Origin of the sequence: Streptomyces purpurogeneiscleroticus, assembly GCF_020024005.1 — a bacterium.
Taxonomy (GTDB): Bacteria; Actinomycetota; Actinomycetes; order Streptomycetales; family Streptomycetaceae; genus Streptomyces; species Streptomyces purpurogeneiscleroticus.
The window spans coordinates 1-20,870 of sequence record NZ_NHSG01000161.1; the positions used below are offsets into that span (position 1 = coordinate 1).

General features: G+C 72.2%; 20 protein-coding genes. 9 read left to right on the top strand and 11 right to left on the bottom strand.

Going from position 1 to position 20,870, the window contains the following annotated elements:
* Positions 1 to 1,265, bottom strand: a 1,265-nt coding sequence (locus CCS38_RS09225; RefSeq protein ID WP_223732711.1) for an amidohydrolase, incomplete at its 3' end; no start/stop codon positions are given.
* A gap of 288 nt (positions 1,266 to 1,553) precedes the next feature.
* On the opposite strand from CCS38_RS09225, the gene CCS38_RS09230 reads away from it, so the two are divergent.
* Complete coding sequence (locus CCS38_RS09230) at positions 1,554 to 2,657, top strand: methyltransferase (RefSeq protein ID WP_308050759.1); 1,104 nt, start codon at positions 1,554 to 1,556, stop codon at positions 2,655 to 2,657.
* A gap of 25 nt (positions 2,658 to 2,682) precedes the next feature.
* Here CCS38_RS09230 and CCS38_RS09235 read toward each other — a convergent pair whose 3' ends face one another.
* Complete coding sequence (locus CCS38_RS09235; RefSeq protein WP_223732712.1) at positions 2,683 to 3,276, bottom strand: group III truncated hemoglobin; 594 nt, start codon at positions 3,274 to 3,276, stop codon at positions 2,683 to 2,685.
* Positions 3,277 to 3,624: 348 nt separating this feature from the next.
* On the opposite strand from CCS38_RS09235, the gene CCS38_RS09240 reads away from it, so the two are divergent.
* The 3 genes from CCS38_RS09240 (at position 3,625) to CCS38_RS09250 (ending at position 6,387) form a co-directional block, all read left to right on the top strand.
* The gene (locus CCS38_RS09240) at positions 3,625 to 4,449 is read left to right on the top strand and encodes a L,D-transpeptidase family protein (RefSeq protein WP_223732713.1); all 825 of its coding nucleotides are present in this window, start codon (positions 3,625 to 3,627) and stop codon (positions 4,447 to 4,449) included.
* 54 nt (positions 4,450 to 4,503) lie between these two features.
* Positions 4,504 to 5,652, top strand: coding sequence for a P1 family peptidase (locus CCS38_RS09245; protein ID WP_223732714.1), 1,149 nt, complete (start codon positions 4,504 to 4,506; stop codon positions 5,650 to 5,652).
* 129 nt (positions 5,653 to 5,781) lie between these two features.
* Positions 5,782 to 6,387: a hypothetical protein gene (locus tag CCS38_RS09250; protein ID WP_223732715.1), complete on the top strand. Its 606-nt coding sequence runs from the start codon at positions 5,782 to 5,784 to the stop codon at positions 6,385 to 6,387.
* A gap of 31 nt (positions 6,388 to 6,418) precedes the next feature.
* Here CCS38_RS09250 and CCS38_RS09255 read toward each other — a convergent pair whose 3' ends face one another.
* The gene (locus CCS38_RS09255; protein WP_223732716.1) at positions 6,419 to 6,676 is read right to left on the bottom strand and encodes a hypothetical protein; all 258 of its coding nucleotides are present in this window, start codon (positions 6,674 to 6,676) and stop codon (positions 6,419 to 6,421) included.
* Between the two features lie 504 nt (positions 6,677 to 7,180).
* Here CCS38_RS09255 and CCS38_RS09260 point away from each other — a divergent pair.
* Together CCS38_RS09260 and CCS38_RS09265 are read left to right on the top strand one after the other, a co-directional pair.
* Positions 7,181 to 8,368 carry a CaiB/BaiF CoA transferase family protein gene (locus CCS38_RS09260; protein ID WP_372457032.1) on the top strand — a complete coding sequence of 396 codons (1,188 nt, stop codon included), beginning with the start codon at positions 7,181 to 7,183 and terminating at the stop codon, positions 8,366 to 8,368.
* Positions 8,369 to 8,459: 91 nt separating this feature from the next.
* Entirely contained in the window at positions 8,460 to 9,731 is a 1,272-nt protein-coding gene (locus CCS38_RS09265) for a L,D-transpeptidase (RefSeq protein WP_223732718.1), read from the top strand.
* A gap of 80 nt (positions 9,732 to 9,811) precedes the next feature.
* On the opposite strand, the gene CCS38_RS09270 is transcribed toward CCS38_RS09265, so the two are convergent.
* From CCS38_RS09270 to CCS38_RS09285, 4 genes are all read right to left on the bottom strand, one after another.
* Positions 9,812 to 11,917: a PTS fructose transporter subunit IIABC gene (locus tag CCS38_RS09270; protein ID WP_223732719.1), complete on the bottom strand. Its 2,106-nt coding sequence runs from the start codon at positions 11,915 to 11,917 to the stop codon at positions 9,812 to 9,814.
* Between the two features lie 100 nt (positions 11,918 to 12,017).
* Positions 12,018 to 12,965: a 1-phosphofructokinase gene (gene pfkB / locus CCS38_RS09275; RefSeq protein ID WP_223732720.1), complete on the bottom strand. Its 948-nt coding sequence runs from the start codon at positions 12,963 to 12,965 to the stop codon at positions 12,018 to 12,020.
* On the bottom strand, positions 12,962 to 13,723 hold the full coding sequence (locus tag CCS38_RS09280; protein WP_030261865.1) for a DeoR/GlpR family DNA-binding transcription regulator: 762 nt from the start codon (positions 13,721 to 13,723) through the stop codon (positions 12,962 to 12,964). Before CCS38_RS09280 ends, pfkB begins: the two co-directional genes overlap by 4 nt.
* Before the next feature lie 249 nt (positions 13,724 to 13,972).
* The gene (locus tag CCS38_RS09285; RefSeq protein WP_031051217.1) at positions 13,973 to 14,974 is read right to left on the bottom strand and encodes a sigma-70 family RNA polymerase sigma factor; all 1,002 of its coding nucleotides are present in this window, start codon (positions 14,972 to 14,974) and stop codon (positions 13,973 to 13,975) included.
* Between the two features lie 188 nt (positions 14,975 to 15,162).
* On the opposite strand from CCS38_RS09285, the gene CCS38_RS09290 reads away from it, so the two are divergent.
* Both CCS38_RS09290 and CCS38_RS09295 read left to right on the top strand, forming a co-directional pair.
* Entirely contained in the window at positions 15,163 to 15,723 is a 561-nt protein-coding gene (locus CCS38_RS09290) for a GNAT family N-acetyltransferase (protein ID WP_223732721.1), read from the top strand.
* Positions 15,724 to 15,776: 53 nt separating this feature from the next.
* Entirely contained in the window at positions 15,777 to 16,196 is a 420-nt protein-coding gene (locus CCS38_RS09295; RefSeq protein ID WP_223732722.1) for a hypothetical protein, read from the top strand.
* A gap of 103 nt (positions 16,197 to 16,299) precedes the next feature.
* On the opposite strand, the gene CCS38_RS09300 is transcribed toward CCS38_RS09295, so the two are convergent.
* Complete coding sequence (locus tag CCS38_RS09300; protein WP_223732723.1) at positions 16,300 to 16,827, bottom strand: pyridoxamine 5'-phosphate oxidase family protein; 528 nt, start codon at positions 16,825 to 16,827, stop codon at positions 16,300 to 16,302.
* Between the two features lie 54 nt (positions 16,828 to 16,881).
* Positions 16,882 to 17,307, bottom strand: a complete 426-nt coding sequence (locus CCS38_RS09305; protein ID WP_223732724.1) for a pyridoxamine 5'-phosphate oxidase family protein — start codon at positions 17,305 to 17,307, stop codon at positions 16,882 to 16,884.
* A 204-nt stretch (positions 17,308 to 17,511) separates the two neighbouring features.
* Here CCS38_RS09305 and CCS38_RS09310 point away from each other — a divergent pair, with 204 nt between their 5' ends.
* Entirely contained in the window at positions 17,512 to 18,009 is a 498-nt protein-coding gene (locus CCS38_RS09310; RefSeq protein ID WP_223732725.1) for a MarR family winged helix-turn-helix transcriptional regulator, read from the top strand.
* Between the two features lie 83 nt (positions 18,010 to 18,092).
* Here the strand turns inward: CCS38_RS09310 and CCS38_RS09315 are convergent, their stop codons facing one another.
* The gene (locus tag CCS38_RS09315; RefSeq protein WP_223732726.1) at positions 18,093 to 19,619 is read right to left on the bottom strand and encodes an MFS transporter; all 1,527 of its coding nucleotides are present in this window, start codon (positions 19,617 to 19,619) and stop codon (positions 18,093 to 18,095) included.
* Positions 19,620 to 19,765: 146 nt separating this feature from the next.
* The gene (locus CCS38_RS09320) at positions 19,766 to 20,419 is read right to left on the bottom strand and encodes a TetR/AcrR family transcriptional regulator (protein WP_223732727.1); all 654 of its coding nucleotides are present in this window, start codon (positions 20,417 to 20,419) and stop codon (positions 19,766 to 19,768) included.
* Positions 20,420 to 20,870 lie beyond the last annotated feature (451 nt).

A 20,870-nucleotide genomic window follows, 5' to 3' on the forward strand; every position in this document is an offset into this window, starting at 1 on the left:
TCCTCCGCCGCCCCCTCCTCCGCTGCACCGTCCTTCCCCAGCCGGGTCATCGCCGCCGCCACCAATGCCCGCGTGCCCATCGACAGCGTCGGCTGCTGGACCGGTGCGAAGTGTGCCGAGTGGTTGGAGGGGATGTCCTGGGAGAGGCGGCCGGCCTCCATCGCCTTGCGGAAGGCGGCCGGGTCCCAGCCGCCGAGCCACCAGTAGTACAGCGGGGCGTCCGCCGCCGTGGCGAGCAGGCCCGCGTCCTCGCTGCCGGAGGCCGGGTCGAAGGGGAACAGCGCCTGGTCGCCGAAGAGGCCGGCGAAGGCGGCGTTGACCTCGCGCAGCACCTCGGAGTCGTTGCGGGTGACGGGGAAGGTGGCGAGGGTCTCCGTCTCGGGGGCGCGCGCGGCGCCGGACGCGGCGGCCTCGGCGCGGGCGATCCGGTCGACGGCGGCCAGCACCCGGGCGCGTACCTCTTCGTCGAAGGTGCGGATGCTGAGCTGGACGGTGGCCCGGTCGGGGATGACGTTCGGGGCGTCGCCCGCGTGGAAGGAGCCGACGGTGACGACGGCCTGCTCCCTGGGCGCGGTCTCGCGGGCGACGACGGACTGCACCCGCTGCACGAACGAGGCGGCCATCAGGATCGGGTCGACCGTGGTCTCGGGGCGGGAGCCGTGGCCGCCGGTGCCGTGGAAGGTGATGCGCAGGCTGTCGGCGGCGGCCATGCAGGCGCCGTCGTGGTACGCGATCAGGCCGGCCCCGAGCGGCGCGACGTGCTGGGCGAAGACCACGTCCGGCACCGGGACCTTGCTGTAGAGGCCGTCGTCGATCATCTTCTGCGCGCCGCCGCCCTCCTCCTCGGCGGGCTGGAAGAGGACGACGAGGGTGCCGGACCAGTGGTCGCGTCCGGCGGCGAGCAGCCCGGCCGCGCCGGTCAGGCAGGTGACGTGCACGTCGTGGCCGCAGGCGTGCATCACGCCCGGTTCGGTGGAGGCGTACGGGAGGCCGGACCGCTCGGTCACGGGCAGCGCGTCCATGTCGGCGCGGAGCAGGACCGTCGGTCCCTCGCCGTTGCGCAGTACACCCACGACGCCAGTGCGGCCGATGCCGGTGAGTACGTCGTAGCCGTCGGCCTCCAGGCGACGGGCGGCTTCGGCGGCGGTGCGGGTCTCCTGGAAGGACAGTTCGGGGTGCCGGTGCAGATCTTCGTAGAGGGCTTCGAGGTCCGCCATGCGGGCGTCGAGCGGGGCCAGGACCATCTCACGCGCACGATCGCTCATGTGCCGTATTCGATCACGTAACACCCGTACCGCACAGGGGGCGGGGCCCGTTCGGCGGCCGCCGCGTGCCACGCGACGGAAAGGGACGGAAGGCACGGATCACCCTCAGTGGAACGCAGCTGATGGCCGGAGTTCGCGGGTGGTGCGGGAGGTACCGGTGACAGGCGGGCCGGGCGCTGCCACGGTGGTCGTCCGGTGCGGGCCGAGGTGGTCGTCCGGTGCGGGACGGTCCGGCCGGCCACCTCGGCCCGGACGCCAGCTCTCACCTCGGTGAGTGACGGGAGGCAGATGTTGACCACGTCATCGACCGGCCGGCCCACGGGCCGGCCGGCGGACCGCCCGGCCGACGGCCGGACGCCGGAGGACCCGGTCGCCTTTCTGATGGAGCACGCGCTGGGGCACCTGTTCTCCGCCGCCCTGCGCACCGCGGTCGAGTACCGCGTCGCCGACCACCTGGCGGCCGGTCCGCGCACGGCCGACCAGCTCGCCGAGGCCACCGGCACACACGGCCCCCACCTGCGGCGCGTGCTGCGCTACCTCGCCACTCGGGACATCTTCCGCGAGGACTCGACCGGCGCCTTCCGGCTGACGCCGGCGGCGCAGCCGCTCCGCTCGGACGTGCCGCACTCGCTGCGCGACGCGGTGCTGATGATGACCGACGAGACGTTCCGGCGGTCCTCGGCCGCGCTCGCGGAGACGGTGCGGTCCGCCGGGCCGTCGTTCGACCGGCTCTTCGGGGCGCCGCTCTTCGAGTTCCTGGCCGCCGACTCCGGGACGCGCGAGCTGTTCGACACGGGAATGGCGTCGCTGTCCGGCCCGGTGGACGGGCTGGTCGCGGAGAGCTATCCGTTCCCCGAGGGCAGCACGGTGGTCGACGTCGGCGGCGGCCGGGGCGGTCTGCTGCGCGCCGTCCTGGAGCTCCACCCCTCGCTCTCCGGGGTGCTCTACGACCAGGAGCCGGCGATCGCCCGGCATCTGCTGGACGTACCGGAGCTGGCGGGCCGCTGGCGGGCCGAGGCGGGCGACTTCTTCACCGCCGTGCCGGAGGGCGGCGACGTGTACGTACTGAAGCACGTACTGCACGACTGGCCGGACACCGCGTGTGTCGACATTTTGCGCCAGGTACGGGCCGCGGTCCCGACGCGCGGGCGGCTGCTGATCATCGACTCGGTGCTGCCGCAGGGCAACGCGCCGCACTACGGCAAGGCGATGGACGTGGCGATGATGGCGGTCCTCGACGGCAAGGAGCGGACCGCCGAGGAGTACGCCACGCTGCTCTCGGCGGCGGACTTCCGGCTGACCCGCGTACTGTCCACGCCCGCCTTCCCCTCGATCGTGGAGTCGGTACCGGCGGAGCGGACGGCGCCCCGGGCCGTGGCCGGCGGTGGGTAGCCGACTGCCGTACGTACGACACGTACTACAGAGCCGCCGGCTGTACGTGCGGCCCCGCCGCCCGCAGCCGCAGAGCGGCCAGCGGCACGAAGCCGCCGGTGCCGCCTCCGGTGCCGGCGGACGGGCCGTACAGGCGACGCAGCATCGCGACCGCGAGCCGTTCGCCCTGCGTCTTGGCCCGTTCGGCGCGCGGCCCGGCGTGCAGCCCGTCCACGGTGGCGTGCCACAGCTGGACCCAGCGGCCGAAGTGCGCGGCGGTCAGCGGCCGGAGGCGGTGCAGGACGGCGTGCGCGGCGAAGACGTCGCCGCGGTAGTCGGCGGTGCGGAACAGCGCCCGCTCCCAGAAGTCGGTGATCGCCGGCAGGTGCGCCGTCAGGTCGGTGCCCGCGACGTCGGTGAAGAACGGGCCGATCAGCGGATCGGCGAAGGCGGCGGTGTAGAAGCGGCGCAGCAGCCGGTCGAGGTCGGGGCGGCCGGCGAGGTCCGCGCGGCCTTTCGGCGCCGGGGCGGCCGGGACACGGCCCTCCGGGGCGCGCCCCGGCACCGGCCCCTGACCCTCGGATACGCGCTGCTCATCCCCTGTACCGGTCGGCACGTCCCCGTCGTACGACTCCGCCACCGCCGGTCCTCCCGCCGCTCTCGCCGTCTCCACCGTCACCGCATCCCCGGCTTTCCATGGTGCCCGCCCCCGCCGCACCACCCCGCGCACCACCGGGCACGAAATCCGGTCAACCCCCGGCGACCGGGAGGCAGCCGTCGCCCGGGCCGCCGTACAGTACGCCGCGCCAACTGTCCGCCCCGCACCGGTGGATACCCGTTCCGCACCGGCACCGATCACCACACGGCATGATGTGCAGAACAAGCGGAAGAAGGGGCCCGCGGGGCTAAACCCACCCTGTGAAGGGTAGGGTGCATATTGCCCCCTTTTATGCCCACGAAGCGCCGTCGCGCGAGGAGTTGTCACACCATGGCAGGCCGGCACGCCCAGCCCAGTGAGCGAATACGCCTGTCCCGACGCGGCAAGGCCGTCGGCGGCGCGGCCGTGGTGGTCCTGATGGGCACCGCGCTGTGCGCCTGGCCCGCCTCGGGGGACGACCAGCGCACCCACGGCGTCTCGGTGACGGCACAGGACGGGCCCACCGCGACCGCCTCCTCCAAGCAACGGCCCACCGGCCTCAAGCAGGGCTCCCCCGTCCGTACGGAGCCGGGCCACATCCCCGGCCTCGACGCGGCCACCCGGGACCGCATCCCGGCCGAGTCCCGGCAGGTCCTCGTCGTCACGGGTGAGGACGCCGACTCGCACGACTCCACCGTCACGCTCTACACCCGCGCCAAGGACTCCGAGAAGTGGCGCGGCGGCACGGCGTGGGCCGCGCACAACGCCGCCAAGGGCTGGACGAAGGACCACCGCTACGGCGATCTGCGCTCGCCCGAGGGCGTCTTCACGCTGAGCGACGCGGGCGGCAAGCTGGCCCCACCGCGCGGCACGAAGCTCCCGTACGACCACAACCCCTCCTTCGTCGCCAGCGGATCGGGCGTGGAGGGCGAGCCACTGGCCGGCTCGTTCGACTACGTCATCGCGATCGACTACAACCGCGTGCCGGGCTCCTCGCCGCTGGACCCGCGGCGCCCCCAGGGCGCAGCGAAGGGCGGCGGCGTCTGGCTGCACGTCGACCACGACGGCCCCACCCAGGGCTGCATCAGCCTCAAGGCCGAGGTGATGCGCGAGCTGCTGCGGACGCTGGATCCGGCCGAACACCCCGTCATCGTGATGGGCCCGTCGGGCCGCTGAGACCGGTCCCGGACAATCCCCTCCGGCGCCGCGCGCCCGTGGTACGCATGAACCATGGCCGACCCCACACGTACTGGACAGTCCCTCGGCGCGGGTACCGAGCAGTCCCTCACCCCGCACGGCCCCCACGACGCGCTGACCGACGTACCGGGGCTCCGGGTCGGGCACGCGCAGCGCACGGACGCGGGCCATCTCACCGGCACGACGGTCGTCCTCGCGCCCGAGGGCGGCGCGGTCACCGCCGTCGACGTACGGGGCGGTGGCCCCGGCACCCGCGAGACCGACGCCCTGGACCCGCGCAATCTCGTACAGCGCGTGGACGCCGTGGTACTGACCGGCGGCAGCGCCTTCGGGCTGGACACGGCCTCGGGTGTGGCGGGCTGGCTGGAGGACCACGGCCGGGGCTTCCAGGTGGGTCCCGATCCCGCGCAGGTGGTGCCGGTGGTGCCGGCCGCCGCCCTCTTCGACCTGGGGCGCGGCGGCGACTGGCGGGCCCGCCCGGACGCGGCGCTCGGCCGCGCGGCGATCGAGGCGGCGCACCGCGGCGCGCCCGGATCGGCGGTGGCGCAGGGCAACGTGGGTGCCGGTACGGGCGCGGTGGCCGGCGGCCTGAAGGGCGGCATCGGCACGGCGAGCATCGTCCTGCCGTCGGGAGTGACGGTCGCGGTGCTCGCGGCGGTCAACGCGGCGGGCTCGCCGGTCGACCCGGTGACCGGGATGCTCTACGGACGGCTGTTCCAGGGCACCGCGCGGCCGCCCGCGCCCGAGACGCACACGGAGGCGACCCGCCGGCTGGCCGCCGCCCGCGCGGAGTCGGCGGCACGCTCGGCGGCCTCCGCGCGCCCGCCGCTGAACACCACCCTCGCCGTCGTCGCCACGGACGCCGCCCTGACCCGCGCCCAGGCGCAGAAGCTGGCGGGCACCGCGCACGACGGGCTGGCCCGGGCCATACGTCCGGTGCATCTGCTCTCGGACGGGGACACGGTCTTCGCGCTCGCTACCGGGGAGCGGGCGGCAGCGCCGGAGAGCGCAGAGAGCGACCCGGCGTTCGCCGTGCACGCCGACGCCGGAGCGGTCAACGAGATCCTGGCGGCCGGCGCCGACGCGCTGACCCGCGCCGTCGTGAAGGCGATGCTGGCGGCGGAGGGCGTGGACGGCCCGGGCGGCGTCTTCCCCTCGTACACCGACCTGTACGGGACCTGAGCGGTATCGGCCGGTACGGGGCTGAGCGTTATAGGCCGGTACGGGACCTGAGCGGTACCGCACCGGCCCTGCCGCGCCCACCGGTCCCTGCCTCGTCCCCGCGCGAATCCCGGTGGTAGAAACGGCCGTATGCCCGTACCGCCGCCCACCCTCGTCCAGCCGGCCTCCGCACCCCAGCCCGCCGCCAAGCGGCGCCGGCTGTGGTGGCACCGGCTGATCCTGGGACTGTGGTACCGGCCGGTGGAGGTACTGGACGAGGCGCGCGACCGTGGGGCGTGGAGCGCGGCGGTCCTGCTGTCGCTGGTCGGCGGCGCGCTCGGGCTGCTGGCGTCGAAGTCCTTGCGCGCGCAGTGGCATACCGGGCCGCGGGACGTGGTGTGGCAGCTCGCGGGGCTCACCGAGGCGGGCGTGCTGGCCGCGAGCCTGGGGCTGGGGCTGGTCACACACGCCATAGCACGCACCCTCGGCGGCAACGGCCGGCTCCGGCCGACGGTCAGCCTGTTCATCGTGGTGTTCTGGGTGACGGACCTGCCGCGGCTCGCGCTGTCGTTCCTGCTGCCGGAGGGTCATCCCGTCGCGCAGGCGGTGGCGCTGACGACATGGGGCTTCGGCTGCGCGCTGGCCGTGCTGCTCATACGGGGCCAGCACCATCTGCCGACGCTGCGGTCGGCGGGTGCGGTGGCGGTACAGATGCTGGCGTCGCTGGCGCTGCTCAAGCTCGGCCCGATCAGCTGAGGGCCGCGCCCGGCAGCCCCGCATTCTCGGGTCAGTGACCGCGCGTCAGTTCCCGTACGAGTCCGGCGAACGCCTCGCGCTCGGCCGCAGTCAGCTCCACGCTCTCCGACGGCGGGACGACCTGCCGCGGTACGGCCTTGAGCAGCCGTGGGGCCGCGCCCGCGCCCGGCGGCTGGGGTGCCCGACGGTCCCGGCGCACGGTCCGGACCAGCCCAATGGCCCAGGCGAGGGTCGCGAGCAGCAGCACGGCCAGGCCGATCTGCTGCAGGGTCGAGACGGAGGGGAGCATCCAGTCCTCCATGACGTACGGGCGTGGCGCTGCACCGGCGCGCAGGGCACCGGCGGCTGACGCGGATCAGTAGACACCACGCCTCAGGTTTTATGACAGGTTTTTATAGGACTTAAGGCCCGAAGTGATGCATCTCCCACCACTACCGGACCTTCCTGCATCACTCAGGGTTCTTCCCGCATCACGCCGCAACCATCCCTCATCCCACCGCATCAGGTGCGAGGCCCTCAAGAATCGCCGGAAACACCGAAAGAATTCCGCCACAATTCCGCGCCATCCCCGTAAGCATCCGGCGGCCGGCGGCGCGGTGTCCCGGCTTCCGCCCGTTTCGCCGGTACGTCCCCACCACTCCTGCACGGACGAGTCGGGTGGTGCGCGTTGGACGCATCGGCGGGTTCCGTCCAGCCAAGATCGTCCGCGAGCATGGCGGCGCACCACTCACCCGATACGACAACCGGACCACCGATACGGGTGACCGGGCGACCGGATCACCATGACGGAGGAGTGCGCGTGGAGTGTACGGACCAGCCGAAGCCGCTCGACGGCGTGCTCGTCGCCGACTTCAGCCGGGTACTGGCGGGGCCGCTGGCCGCCGCGACCCTGGCGGACCTGGGGGCCCAGGTCGTCAAGGTGGAGCGACCCGGCGCCGGTGACGACACCCGGGCCTGGGGGCCGCCCTTCGCGGCCGACGGCACGGCCGCGTACTTCGACGCCGCCAACCGCTCCAAGCGCGGCCTCGCCCTGGACCTCTCCGCGCCGGACGACGCGGAGGCGGCCCGTGAACTGGCCGTGCGGGCCGATGTCCTGATCGAGAATTTCCGGCCCGGCGCGCTCGCCAAGTACGGCCTGGACCCGGTCTCCTCCCTCGCCGCCAACCCGGGCCTGGTGCACTGCTCGATCACCGGCTTCGGCTCGGGTGAGGGCGCCCACCTGCCCGGATACGACTTTGTCGTGCAGGCGGTCGGCGGGCTGATGAGCATCACGGGCGAGCCCGGCGGCCCGCCCCTGAAGGCGGGCGTGGCGCTGGTGGACGTACTGACCGCGAAGGACGCCACGACCGGCATCCTGGCGGCGCTGCGCCACCGGGACCGTACGGGCCAGGGGCAGCACGTCGAGGTGAACCTGCTGTCCTCCCTGCTGGGTTCGCTGGTCAACCAGGCGTCCGGGCACCTGGCGACCGGCCGCGACCCGGGCCCGATGGGCAACCGGCACCCGAGCATCGCGCCGTACGAGACGCTGGCCTGCCGTGATGGGCTGCTGGCGGTGGCGGTGGGGAACGACCGTCAGTTCCGGGCGCTGGCAGCGGCGCTGGGCGCCCCGGAGCTGGCCGAGGACGCGCGGTTCGCGACCAATCCCGACCGGGTGGTGCACCGCACGGAGCTGGTGAAGGAGCTGGAGGCGCGGCTGGCGGCCGACACCGCGCGGGGCTGGACGGAGCGGCTCGGCCGGGCGTCGGTGCCCTGTGGGCCCGTCAACACCTTGAGCGAGGCCCTGGAGTTCGCGGCGGGACTGGGGCTTGATCCGATCGTTCCCGTCGGCGCGGAACGGATACCTCAAGTACGCAGCCCTCTGCGACTGTCCCGTACGCCGGTGGCCGAACCGGTCGCACCGCCGCGGCTGGACGAGCACGGAACGCAGCTCCGCGAGTGGCTGGCCGGACCCTCCGACCAGCCACTTCCCCCACTCGTGTGACATCGGTCACAAGATATGGAGAGTTGCAACCAAAACGGCTCACAGTCGCTGTTTAAGAACAGTGGACCAACACTCTTGCCTGGAGCAGCTCGTGACAACGCCGGACAACGCAGCGCCCGCACAGCCCCGCACTTCGCGCTCGCGGCGGCGCGGCCTCGCGGCGGCGGCACTGCTCGCAGTCGGCGCCCTGGCCCTGACCGCCTGCGGCGGTGACGCCTCGGGCGCGAACAACAAGGACGGGCAGGCCGGCGCCGACGCCGCGGCCGCCAAGGACGCCTCCGACGCCAAGATCAAGGTGTCGGCCAAGGACGGCTCCAGCGGCGCCAGTATCAACGGAACGAACGTGAAGGTCAGCGGCGGCAAGCTGACCAAGGTGACGCTGACGCGGGTGGACACCGGTGAGAAGGTCGCCGGATCCATATCCGCCGACGGCTCCGGCTGGAAGCCGGACGTCCAGCTGGAGCGCGGTACGAAGTACCAGCTCGCCGCCAAGGCCAAGGACGCCAAGGGCCGTTCGGCGGCCGAGAACGCCACGTTCACCACGGTGTCGCCCTCCAACAGCTTCATCGGCACCTACACCCCGGACGACGGCAAGACCGTCGGCGTGGGCATGCCGGTCTCGTTCAACTTCGACAAGGCCATCACCGACCAGAAGGCCGTGCAGTCGCGCATCACGGTGACCACCAGCAGCGGCCAGCAGGTCGTCGGCCACTGGTTCGGCAACCAGCGCCTGGACTTCCGTCCCAAGGACTACTGGAAGGCCGGCTCCAAGGTCACGATGAAGATCGACCTGGACGGCGTGGAGGGCGCGAACGGCGTCACCGGCGTTCAGGACAAGACGGTCAGCTTCACCGTCGGCCGCTCCCAGGTCTCCACCGTCGACATGAAGACCCAGATGATGACGGTCGAGCGGGACGGCAAGACCCTCAAGAAGATCCCGATCTCCGGCGGCAGCCCCGAGAACCCGACCTACAACGGTCAGATGGTGATCTCGGAGAAGTTCAAGGAGACCCGGATGGACGGCTCGACGGTCGGCTTCACCAAGAAGGACGGCAAGGGCGAGTACGACATCAAGGACGTGCCGCACGCCATGCGGCTGTCCACGTCCGGCACCTTCATCCACGGCAACTACTGGGGCTCGCCCTCGATCTTCGGCCAGGCGGGCACCAGCCACGGCTGCGTGGGTCTGCGGGACGCGAAGGGCGCCAACAGCGACACCCCCGGCAAGTGGTTCTACGACAACTCGCTCATCGGTGACGTGGTCGTGGTGAAGAACTCCCCGGACAAGACCATCAAGCCCGACAACGGCCTCAACGGCTGGAACATGTCGTGGGACGAGTGGACGGCCGGTAGCGCCGCCTGACCCACAACGTCGCACGCAGACGTACACCACCCCGCTGCCGGGCACTGGCAGCGGGGTGGTGTGTTCTTGGGGGGCGGTGATCAGGCCGCGACCGGCTCCCGCTTCGTCTCGGCGGCCGACTGCGGCTCGCCTTCCACGGCGGGGACCGCCGCCTCCGTACCGGTCTTGCGCATCCCCTTCAGGCCGACCACCAGGGCCGTGCTGACGACCACGCCGGCGGCGATCGCCACCAGGTACAGCAGCGGCTGGCCGATCAGCGGGACCACGAAGATGCCGCCGTGCGGGGCGCGCAGCGTGCAGCCGAATGCCATCGACAGCGCACCGGTCACCGCGCCGCCCGCCATCGAGGCCGGGATGACGCGCAGCGGGTCGCCCGCGGCGAACGGGATCGCGCCCTCGGTGATGAACGAAGCACCCAGCACCCAGGCGGCCTTGCCGTTCTCCCGCTCGGCCTTGGTGAACAGCCTGCCGCGCACCGTCGTGGCCAGCGCCATCGCCAGCGGCGGCACCATGCCGGCCGCCATCACCGCGGCCATCACCTTCAGGCTGCCGTCGTTCGGGTTGGCCAGGCCGCCGACCGCGAAGGCGTACGCGACCTTGTTCAGCGGGCCGCCGAGGTCGAAGCACATCATCAGGCCGAGGATGACGCCCAGGATGATCGCGTTGGCGCCGGTCAGGCCGGACAGCCAGTCGGTCAGCGCCTTCTGAAGCGCGGCGATCGGCTTGCCGATCACCAGGAACATCAGGAACCCGACCACGGCCGAGGAGACCAGCGGGATCACCACCACCGGCATGATGCCGCGCAGCGGCGCCGGCACCCGGACCCGCTGGATGGCCATCACCACCGCGCCCGCGATCAGACCGGCGATCAGACCGCCGAGGAAGCCCGCGTTGATGGTCAGCGCGATCGAGCCGCCGACGAAGCCCGGTACGAGCCCCGGCCGGTCGGCCATTCCGTACGCGATGAATCCGGCCAGCACCGGCACGAGGAAGGTGAAGGCCACGTTGCCGATCTGGAAGAGCAGCGCGGCCCAGCTGCCGGTCTCGGCCCAGACGAAGTGCTCGGCGACGGACGGCGCCTTGTTGATCTCGTAGCCGCCGATCGCGAAGGCCAGGGCCATCAGCAGACCGCCCGCGGCGACGAACGGCACCATGTAACTGACGCCGGTCATCAGCCACTTGCGCAGCCGGGTGCCGTAGCCGTCGGTCTCCTCGCCGCCCCGGTCCATGGGCGCGTCGCGGTGCGCGGCCGGCGCGCCGACCTCGCCGCGCGCCGCCTTCTCCTGTACTTCGGCGATCAGTTCGGCGGGGCGGTTGATGCCGGCCTTCACGCCGACATCGACCACGGGCTTGCCCGCGAACCGCTCCCGGTCCCGTACCTCCACGTCGTGCGCGAAGATCACGCCGTCGGCGGCCTCGATCACCGCCGGGTCGAGGCGGGTGAACCCGGCCGACCCCTGCGTCTCGACCACCAGCTCCACGCCGGCGGCCTCGCCCGCCTTCGTCAGCGACTCGGCGGCCATGTAGGTGTGCGCAATGCCGGTGGGACAAGAGGTGACGGCGACAATCCTGAACGCACCCGCGGCCTCGGGCTCCGGGGCGCCGGCGTCCGGCGCCCCGGTCTGCGGGGCCTCGGTCTGCGGGGCATCCGGGGCCTCGCTCGTCTGCGGGGTCTCCGCTGCCGGGGACTCTGCTGCCGGGGACTCCGGCTCCGCCGCCTCCGCCGCGGGCTCGGCGGCCTCGGGCTCATCGCCCCGTACCAGCGCGGCCGCCCGCTCCGGGTCGTCCGCCGAGCGCAGTGCGCCGGTGAACTCCTCGTCCATCAGGTGCCGGGCCAGCGTCGAGAGGATCGACAGGTGGTCGGCGTCGCCGCCGGTCGGCGCCGCAATCAGGAAGACCAGGTCGGCCGGGCCGTCCGCGGCACCGAAGTCGATGCCGGTGGCGCTGCGCCCGAAGGCCAGCGTCGGCTCGGTGACATGGGCACTCCGGCAGTGCGGGATGCCGATGCCGCCGTCCAGGCCGGTGGGCATCTGGGCCTCGCGCGCGGCCACGTCCGCGAGGAATCCCTCCAGGTCGGTGACGCGACCGGCCGCCACCATCCGTTCGGCCAGCGACCTGGCGGCCGCTTCCTTGGTGTCGGCGGACAGGTCCAGATCGACCAGATCCGCGGTGATCAGCTCACTCATCGCGGGCTCCCTCTGTATTCCCGGCCCGTCCGGGCGACATCCAGCCCGTCCGGCGATTGAGGACAAACGTCTGCCGGGCAACCCCGGCGTACAGAACCGTTCATGACACGGCCTCCGTCAAGGGGCGGTCCAACGGGACCACATCCGTCACCGTCACGTCCGACGGCCGCAGATCGTCGGGCGTAGGCATCACACTGCCCGGCAGCTGCACCGCCGCCGCGCCATGCGCCACGGCCGAGGCCAACGCCCGCTCCCCCGAACCGCCGGCAGCGAGGAACCCCGCCAGCGAGGCGTCCCCCGCACCGACGTTGCTTCGTACGGCATCCACCTCGGCCGTGCCGTAGTACGTACCGGTCGCGTCGACCAGCAGCTGCCCGTCCGCGCCGAGCGAGGCGAGCACCGCCACCGCTCCCAGCGCGCGCAGCTCCTCCGCGGCCTTCACCGCGTCGCCGATCGTGGCGAGTGGCCGGCCGACGGCCTGAGCCAGCTCCTCGGCGTTGGGCTTGACCACGTCGGGGCGCTCGCGCAGCGCCGCGGTCAGCGACGGGCCCGAGGTGTCCAGGGCGATCCGGGCCCCGGCCCGGTGCGCGCGGGCGACCAGATCGGCGTACCACTCGGGGGCGAGCCCGCGCGGCAGGCTGCCGCAGCAGGCGATCCAGGCGGCACCCGCCGAGCGCTCCCGCACGGTCTCCAGCAGCGCTTCGGACTCGGCCGCCGACAGCTCGGGACCGGCCGCGTTGATCTTGGTGAGGGTGCCGTCGGGCTCGGCGACCGCGATGTTGGAGCGGGTGGCCCCGGCGACCGGGACCGGCGCGACCTCGATCCCCTCGGCCACCAGCAGGTTCGCGAGCGCCTGCCCGGCCGGGCCGCCGACCGGCAGCACGGCGAGCGTCTCGTGCCCGGCGGCCGCGACCGCCCGGGAGACGTTGACGCCCTTGCCGCCGGGGTCGACCCGGTCGGCGCCGGCCCGCAGCACGGCGCCGCGCTCCAGAGCGGGCACCTCGTACGTGCGGTCCAGGCTGGGGTTGGGAGTGACGGTGAGGATCATGCGCGTACTACTTCCGTGCCCGCGCGCTCGATGGCGAGGGCGTTCTCGGGGCTGAGCCCGGTGTCGGTGATCAGGACGTCGACATCGGAGAGGTCGCCGAAGCGGGCGAAGTGCTGCTGCCCGAACTTCGAGGAGTCGGCGATCAGTACGACCCGCCGGGCGGCGGCGATCACCGCCCGCTTGACGGCGGCCTCGGCGAGGTCGGGCGTGGTCAGGCCGCCTTCCAGCGAGAAGCCGTTCGTCGCGAGGAAGAGGACGTCGGCGTTGATCTCGCGGTAGGCGCGGAGCGCCCAGTCGTCGACAGCGGCCCGCGTGCGGTGCCGGATGCGGCCGCCGACGAGGTGCAGGGTGAGCCCGGGGTGGTCGGCCAGGCGGGCGGCGACCGGGAGGCCGTGGGTCACGACGGTGACGTCGGACTCCAGCGGGAACTCGGCGGCCAGTCGGGCCGCGGTGGTGCCCGCGTCCAGGATCACGCTGCCGTCGTCGGGCAGCTCGGCGAGCGCGGCGCGCGCTATGCGGTCCTTCTCGTCGGCCGCGACGGTGTCCCGCTCGGCGAGGTCCGGTTCGAAGTCCAGCCGGCCCGCCGGTATGGCGCCGCCGTGCACCCGCCGGACCAGTCCGGCGCGGTCCAGGGCCTTCAGGTCGCGCCGCACAGTCTCTGCGGTGACCTGGAATTCCTCGGCGAGGGAGAGGACGTCGACCCGCCCGCTGTCCCGGGCGAGGCGCAGGATCTCCTGCTGTCGTTCCGCTGCGTACATGCGACCTGGGTCCGTTCCGTTCCTGTCCGTGCGATGCCCGAACGTGTGGTTTCACCAGCAGGCTACGCCCGGATTTCTGCAAAGTAAACAGACTCGGGCAATGGACAGACACAAACGGGCACGACGGGCCTGACGGCCCTTCCGGTCGACGGACAGACAGCAGAGAGCCCCGGCACTCGGGGGAGGGTGCCGGGGCTCGTACTGGGGGGACGCTCTGCGGCGAGGTCCCGTTATGGGGTGAAGAAGCGTTTACGCTGCGGCGTCGAAGCCGGTGTCGTGCGCCATGCGCTTCAGCTCCAGCAGCGCATGCTTCTCTATCTGGCGGATCCGCTCACGGGTCAGGCCGTGCTGCTTGCCGACCTCGGTCAGGGTCCGCTCGCGGCCGTCCTCTATGCCGTACCGCGCCTTGATGATCGAGGCGGTGCGGCCGTCGAGGCGGTCTATCAGGTCCTCCAGCTCCTCGCTGCGCAGCAGCGTGAGCACGGACTGCTCGGGCGACGCCGCGGAGGTGTCCTCCAGGAGGTCACCGAACTGCGTCTCGCCCTCGTCGTCCACGGACATGTTCAGGCTGACGGGGTCGCGGGCCCAGTCCAGGACGTCGCTGATCCGCTCGGGCTTGGCGCCCAGCTCGGCGGCGATCTCCGCGTGCTCCGGGTCGCGGCCGTGCTCGCGGTTGAACTCGCGCTGCACACGGCGGATCCGGCCCAGCTCCTCGACCAGGTGGACGGGCAGCCGGATCGTACGGGACTGGTCGGCGATGGACCGCGTGATCGCCTGGCGGATCCACCACGTCGCGTACGTGGAGAACTTGAAGCCCTTCGCGTAGTCGAACTTCTCGACCGCGCGCACCAGGCCGGCGTTCCCCTCCTGGATCAGGTCCAGCAGCGGCAGACCGCTGCGCGGGTAACGGCGGGCGACCGCTACGACCAGGCGGAGGTTGGAACGGATGAAGACGTCCTTGGCCTTCTCGGCCTCGTCGACCAGCGCCTGCAGCTCCTCGGGCGTCGCGCCGGCGGCGTTGCCGTCGGTCACCTCGCCGTCCAGGATCTGCCGGGCATAGACACCCGCCTCGATGGTCTGCGACAGCTCGACCTCCTTCGCGGCGTCGAGCAAGGGCGTGCGCGCGATCTCGTCGAGGTACATGCCGACCAGGTCGCGGTCGGCGATCTCCCCGCCTACGGCGCGAACGCTGTTTGCCGTCTCAGCACCGCTGGTCGTGGGCTGACGACGGGCGACGGCACGGGTTGCCATGCGTGTGCTCCCTTTGCGATGAGTCGGTCGCGGGATGGTGGCGGCCGGGACACCTGATCCCTGCTGTCTGCCGGGGCCGGGTGCCCCCGTCTGATGGAAACAACGGCTGGAAACCGGACAGAATTCCCATGGCGACCCGTCGTTTTTCTGATCATGCAGTACCCTGCGTGCCCACCGAAGGAGGCCGCATGCCGCTGGAGTGCGGGGAAGTGCAGGTCAGGCCAGGCGCCGAGGCCGATCTGGCAGCCCTCACGGAGCTTTACAACCACTACGTCCGTGAGACAGCGATCACATTCGACACCGAGCCCTTCACCCCCGAAGAGCGGAGGCCATGGCTCCTCTCCCACCCCGAAGACGGCCCGCACCGCCTTCTGGTTGCCCGGGAGAGCGCGGGCGCGCGGGAGGGGCGCCTCCTCGGGTACGCGACCACCAGCCCCTTCCGCCCGAAGGCCGCATACCGCACGTCCGTGGAGACGACGGTGTACCTCGCCCCCGAAGCGACCGGCCGCGGCGTCGGCACCCTGCTGTACAAGGCGCTCTTCGAGGCCCTGGAGGGCGAGGACGTGCACCGCGCGTATGCGGGCATCGCGCTCCCCAACCCCGGCTCGGCGGCCCTGCACGCCCGCTTCGGCTTCCGGCACGTCGGTACGTTCGCGGAGGTCGGCCGCAAATTCGGCCGCTACTGGGACGTGGCCTGGTACGAGAAGGATCTCGGCTCCGGGGACGAGAAGGATCTCGGCTCCGGTTGACGCCCGCCGCGCCCGGGTGTCGCCTGGAGGGAGGGCGAGAGAGAGGAGCCGTCATGCAGACGCACGCTCGCACCCGCTCCACGGCCACCACGGCCGCGGCGCCCCGCCACCACCTGGCCGTCACGACCGTCGTCCCCGTCGCGGGCGGCATCGCCTACGGCATCTACGCGGCACTGCTCGACCACAGCACCGGCTCGTCCAGCCTCCACGCGTTCGTGCTCGGCCTGATCGCCACCGCGGTGACCATGGTCCTCGGGCTGGCCCTGATGCACAGCCAGTCCCGCATGATCACCGAGGTCCGCGCCCTCGCGTACGGCGTGATGTTCGGCGCCACGATGGGCTACCTCTACAGCCTCGCGGAGACCTCGACGGTGCTGAAGGCATCGGGCATGGGCGCCCTCTTCGGCGTGATCATGCTGGTCGTTGCCCTGTACCTCTTCCGCACGCACGGCACTCCGGGAGCGCGGCGGTAACCCGCCGCGCGCCTTCGGGCAGCCACGCCCGCGCCGCCCCGCCGACCGTCGTCAGCCGACGGTCGGCGGGGCGCTGTCAGTCGACGGTCGACGGTCGACGGGGTCAGTCGACAGTCGGCGGGGCGTCGTCGTTGCCACGCCGGACGGTGCGTACGGGGCGCCCCGGGCGCCAGGTCACCAGCACGATGTGCGGGTCCTCGACGTACGTCCGCACCACCTCGGTCAGCTCCGCCCGGAAGAGGTGGAACGGCAGCGGCGTCTCGGCCTCGTCCGCGTACCGCGCGAGCGCGTCCGCCTCCATGACCTCCACCGCACGCCCCGCGATCCGTACGTCCCCGTCCGTCATGCCGTCACCGCTCCCCGGATTGGCATGCAGCGCGAACCGGGGATCGCGCCGCAGGTCCAGCGCCTTCCGGGACCCGGGCATCATGCCGAGCCAGAGCTCCCCGCCGCGGAAGTCGGCCTCCAGGCCGGTCAGCCGCGGCGAACCGTCCGCGCGCAGCGTCGCCAGCACATGGTGCCGGTACGCGCCGAACCGCCGCTCCGCCCACTCAGCGAGCGCGGGCTCCGCCGCGGAGAACTCCGACCAGCCCGCCGCCTTCGTGTGCGTCGTCACCACCGTGTTCGTCATGGCCTCAGACTGACGGGGATACCCGACACCTCCTGTCAGGCTTTACGAACCGCCTCAGGAGGGCCCCGCGTCCGCCGAGAGCCAGTGATCCGGGGTGAGCAGGACGGCGGCCATCTCATCGCCGCCTTCGGAGAGCGCCTGTCGTACGTACTCGGCCACGCCCTCCGGCGACACGTACCGCCCGGCCACCTCCTCGACGTCCTCGGCGGTGACCGGGACCAGCTTCGCCGGCCCCTCCGCCATGACGTACCGGTACGTCGGCGAGGTGCGCTGCACGACCAGCGAGAACCGCCCCGCCGCCTCGATGAGCCGCGCCTTGCGGGACGTACGCCCTGTGAAGACCAGGAAGTCGCCGCCGGGGCGGTAGCTGTACCAGACCGGCACCGCCAGCGGAGCGCGTCCGCTCCCCGATTCCACGGCCAGCACGGCGACGTGCGGCTCGGCGAGCAACTGGTCACGTTCTTCCACGGTGAGCGGCATCGCTGCGCCTCCTGGGGCGTCGATGTGCACGGGATGTCGAGTGAACCTGCGCGGACGTGCGGGAATGCTGCCCCGCACGTCCTGGTACACCTCCACAACGAAGGGCGGCCGCGGGGCATTCCGGCGCGGGCGCGGGCATAACGCCCCCGCCCCCTTCGTTGTTAAATCTTCAAGAACGCCATGGGTAATGAGACAGTGGATGGTATGAGCAACGACATGGCCGGTGAGCCGCGCTGGCTCAGCGACGAGGAGCAGTACGCCTGGCAGTCGTACCTGCACGCCACCACGCTTCTGGAAGACCACCTCGACCGGCAGCTGCAGCGCGATGCCGGCATGCCGCACATCTACTACGGCCTGCTCGTCCAGCTCTCCCAGGCGCCGCGGCGGCGGCTGCGGATGACCGAGCTGGCCCAGAACGCCAAGATCACCCGGTCCCGGCTCTCGCACGCGATCGCGCGCCTGGAGAAGAACGGCTGGGTCCGCCGCGAGGACTGCCCCTCCGACAAGCGCGGCCAGAACGCGGTACTCACGGACGAGGGCATGAAGGTCCTGCAGGAGTCCGCGCCGGGCCACGTCGCGACCGTACGGGCCGCGCTGTTCGACCGGCTGACCCCGGAGCAGGTACGCCAACTCGCCGAGATCTGCCGGTCGGTGGCGGACGGCCTGCAGCCGCAGGGCGCCGACCTGCCCTGGCTGCGCTGAGCCCCCCGGTAGGGCGCAGCACAGCGCACACCGGGCACGCAAAAGGGGCGCCCCCGAGAGGGCGCCCCTTTCGCATGTCTGCCTCAGTGCGCCATTACCGGCACCTGCACGTCCTCGGCCGCGTCCGTACCGTCCGCCGAGCTCGCCACCGGAGTACCGGCACCGGGCCGCCCCGTGGTGACGAAGACGAATGCGATCGCCGCGGCGAGGAGCAGGATGCCCGCCGCCCACCAGATGGCGGTCGTGTACCCGTGCACCATCGACTGCAGCTTGAGGACGTCGGCGGAGCGCGCACCGGTCGCGTGCGCCGTCGCGTACGCCGTGGTCGCGCCCGCCGCGATGGTGTTCAGCAGCGCCGTACCGATCGCGCCGCCCACCTGCTGCGAGGTGTTGACCATCGCCGACGCCACACCGGCGTCCTGCGGCTGCACACCGTGCGTGGCCAGCGACATGGCCGGCATGAAGGCCGTGCCCATGCCGAGGCCGAGCAGCAGGAACGAGGGCAGGATCAGCGCCGGGTAGGACGTGTCCAGGTCGATCCGGGTCAGCGACAGCATGCCGATCGCGGCCAGCAGGAAGCCGGGGGCCATCAGCAGCCGCGGCCGGACCCGGGTCATCAGCCGGGCACCGATCTGCGTCGAGCCGGTGATCATGCCCGCGATCATCGGGAGGAAGGCCAGACCGGTCGTGACCGGGGTGTACCCCTTCACGATCTGCAGGTAGTAGGTCAGGAAGAGGAAAAGACCGAACATGCCGATCACGGCGAGGCCGAGCGAGGCGTAGACGCCACCGCGGTTGCGGTCGGTGACCACGCGCAGCGGCAGCAGCGGCGCCTTCACCCGCGACTCCACGGCCACGAAGGCCAGCAGCAGCACGGCGGCGGCCACGAAGAGGGCGATGGTCGGCGTGGCGCTCCAGCCGTCGGACTCGGCACGAGTGAACGCGTACACGAGCGAGACCAGTCCGGCCGTGGCGAGGAGGACGCCGGGCACGTCGAGCCGGGAGGAGTTCCGGCCCTCGGCGGGCTCGCGGATGACCAGCAGCGCGCCGATCGCCGCGACCACGGCGAAGGGGATGTTCACGAAGAAGGTCCAGCGCCAGTCCAGGTACTCGGTCAGCACGCCGCCGAGGATCAGCCCGACGGCGCCGCCGCCACCGGCGATGGCACCGAAGATGCCGAACGCCTTGGCACGTTCGCGCGCCTCGGTGAAGGTCACCGCGAGCAGCGAGAGCGCGGCCGGGGCGAGCAGCGCGCCGAACACGCCCTGCAGCGCGCGGGCGCCGAGCAGCATCCCGGCGCTGCCCGCTGCACCGCCGAGCGCGGAGGCGAGGGCGAAGCCGATCAGGCCGATGACGAAGGTGCGCCGACGGCCCCAAAGGTCGGCGACGCGGCCCCCGAAGAGCAGCAGCCCGCCGAAGGCAAGGGCGTACGCGGTGATGACCCACTGCCGGTTCCCGTCGGAGATCCCGAGGTCCGCCTGGGCGGAGGGCAGCGCGATGTTCACGATCGTCGCGTCGAGCACGACCATGAGCTGGGCGAGGGCGATGAATATGAGCGCTTTCCAGCGCCTCGGGTCGACATTTGGGATGTTCTTGGCTGTTTCAGGCATGGGTGGGTCCACCTAGTGACGCGGAGAGAAAAGATCCGGGGACGGTTACGGAGTGCGGAGTACGGGGCGTGGAGTGCGGAGTACGAGTTGCGCGTGACGCGGTACGAGGTGCGGGGCGGCGGTCGCGCGGGGCGGCACGCCGAGGGTCACCGGCCTTGCCGGAGGTCCTCCAACGTGGCCGCACACCCGGGCAGTTCGGAGCGTGCGGGCGCCATCAGGCCGTCCAGGAACAGCTGGAGATGGCGGTGCACGAAGCGGTCGAAGTCGACGCAGCCGGACCCTGGCAACGGCCGCGTGAGCTGGGTGATCGCGACCATCAGGTCACCGACGGCAATGTCGGTACGCAGACGGCCGCTCTCGCGCGCGGCGCCCATGAGGGCCTCGACGGCCCTCTCCAGGCGATCCCGCGCGGCGAGCAGGTCGGGGTGGTCCTTGTCGACGCCGTCGGAGAGGAGCGGGCAGAGCGCTCCGATGCGCTCCTCGACGGCGGCGTGCACGAAGACCCGGAGCGCCTGGAACGCGTCGTCCTCCGCCGCGAGCGCGCCCTCCGCACGGTCCGCCGTGCGGTCCATTACGGAGAGCGTGACGTGGTGGATCAGGTCGGCGCGGTCCGGGAAGTGCCGGTAGAGGGTGGCGTTGCCGACGCCGGCCCGGCGGGCGACCTCGTCGAGCGGGACATCGGCCCCGTGCTCGACCATGGTCTCGCGAGCGGCCGCGACGATCCGCTCCCGGTTGCGCTGTGCGTCGGCCCGCAGCCGGGGCTGGGCCGCCTTGGCGGCGGGGGTCGGGGTGACGGTCACGTCGGCTCACTCCCTCCGGTACGTGTGTCTGTTTCGGTACGCGTGTGGCTGTTCTCGGTACGCGTGCGACTGTTTCCCGGGACGTACGGCCTGCACTTCCCGGGTGCTTCCTACCCTGTGAGGCGAAACCGGGGAGCGGATCCCCGTTTCGCTCGGACGCCTGGTTAAACGGGGACCAGCTCCCCGGTTATTTCCCTCACGCCCTGTGACCTGCGCCACTCCACGTCACCCCCGTGAAATCCACCCCCGTCACCGGATGACGTAACCCGACGGGCAGGCCGCCGCCCGCCGTCCCAGGGTGAGCACATGAGGCAGATACCGTCCGCCCTCCTCGCCACCACGGCGCTGGCGGCCACGCTGGCCGTACCGGCCCTCAACGGTGCCGCGCCCCGCCCCACCGGCACCGCCCGGCACGGCGACAGCCGGCCGGCCACCTCCACGCCCCCGGACA

What these genes read in the sequence shown, in the direction of transcription:
- CCS38_RS09250 (WP_223732715.1), top strand. Translation starts at nt 5,782, where the DNA reads ATGCCCGTACCGCCGCCCACCCTCGTCCAGCCGGCCTCCGCACCCCAG.
- pfkB (WP_223732720.1), bottom strand. Translation starts at nt 12,965, where the DNA reads ATGATCCTCACCGTCACTCCCAACCCCAGCCTGGACCGCACGTACGAG.
- CCS38_RS09280 (WP_030261865.1), bottom strand. Translation starts at nt 13,723, where the DNA reads ATGTACGCAGCGGAACGACAGCAGGAGATCCTGCGCCTCGCCCGGGAC.
- CCS38_RS09305 (WP_223732724.1), bottom strand. Translation starts at nt 17,307, where the DNA reads ATGCCGCTCACCGTGGAAGAACGTGACCAGTTGCTCGCCGAGCCGCAC.
- CCS38_RS09240 (WP_223732713.1), top strand. Translation starts at nt 3,625, where the DNA reads ATGGCAGGCCGGCACGCCCAGCCCAGTGAGCGAATACGCCTGTCCCGA.
- CCS38_RS09290 (WP_223732721.1), top strand. Translation starts at nt 15,163, where the DNA reads ATGCCGCTGGAGTGCGGGGAAGTGCAGGTCAGGCCAGGCGCCGAGGCC.
- CCS38_RS09310 (WP_223732725.1), top strand. Translation starts at nt 17,512, where the DNA reads ATGAGCAACGACATGGCCGGTGAGCCGCGCTGGCTCAGCGACGAGGAG.
- CCS38_RS09245 (WP_223732714.1), top strand. Translation starts at nt 4,504, where the DNA reads ATGGCCGACCCCACACGTACTGGACAGTCCCTCGGCGCGGGTACCGAG.
- CCS38_RS09230 (WP_308050759.1), top strand. Translation starts at nt 1,554, where the DNA reads ATGTTGACCACGTCATCGACCGGCCGGCCCACGGGCCGGCCGGCGGAC.
- CCS38_RS09255 (WP_223732716.1), bottom strand. Translation starts at nt 6,676, where the DNA reads ATGCTCCCCTCCGTCTCGACCCTGCAGCAGATCGGCCTGGCCGTGCTG.
- CCS38_RS09285 (WP_031051217.1), bottom strand. Translation starts at nt 14,974, where the DNA reads ATGGCAACCCGTGCCGTCGCCCGTCGTCAGCCCACGACCAGCGGTGCT.
- CCS38_RS09295 (WP_223732722.1), top strand. Translation starts at nt 15,777, where the DNA reads ATGCAGACGCACGCTCGCACCCGCTCCACGGCCACCACGGCCGCGGCG.
- CCS38_RS09270 (WP_223732719.1), bottom strand. Translation starts at nt 11,917, where the DNA reads ATGAGTGAGCTGATCACCGCGGATCTGGTCGATCTGGACCTGTCCGCC.
- CCS38_RS09315 (WP_223732726.1), bottom strand. Translation starts at nt 19,619, where the DNA reads ATGCCTGAAACAGCCAAGAACATCCCAAATGTCGACCCGAGGCGCTGG.
- CCS38_RS09300 (WP_223732723.1), bottom strand. Translation starts at nt 16,827, where the DNA reads ATGACGAACACGGTGGTGACGACGCACACGAAGGCGGCGGGCTGGTCG.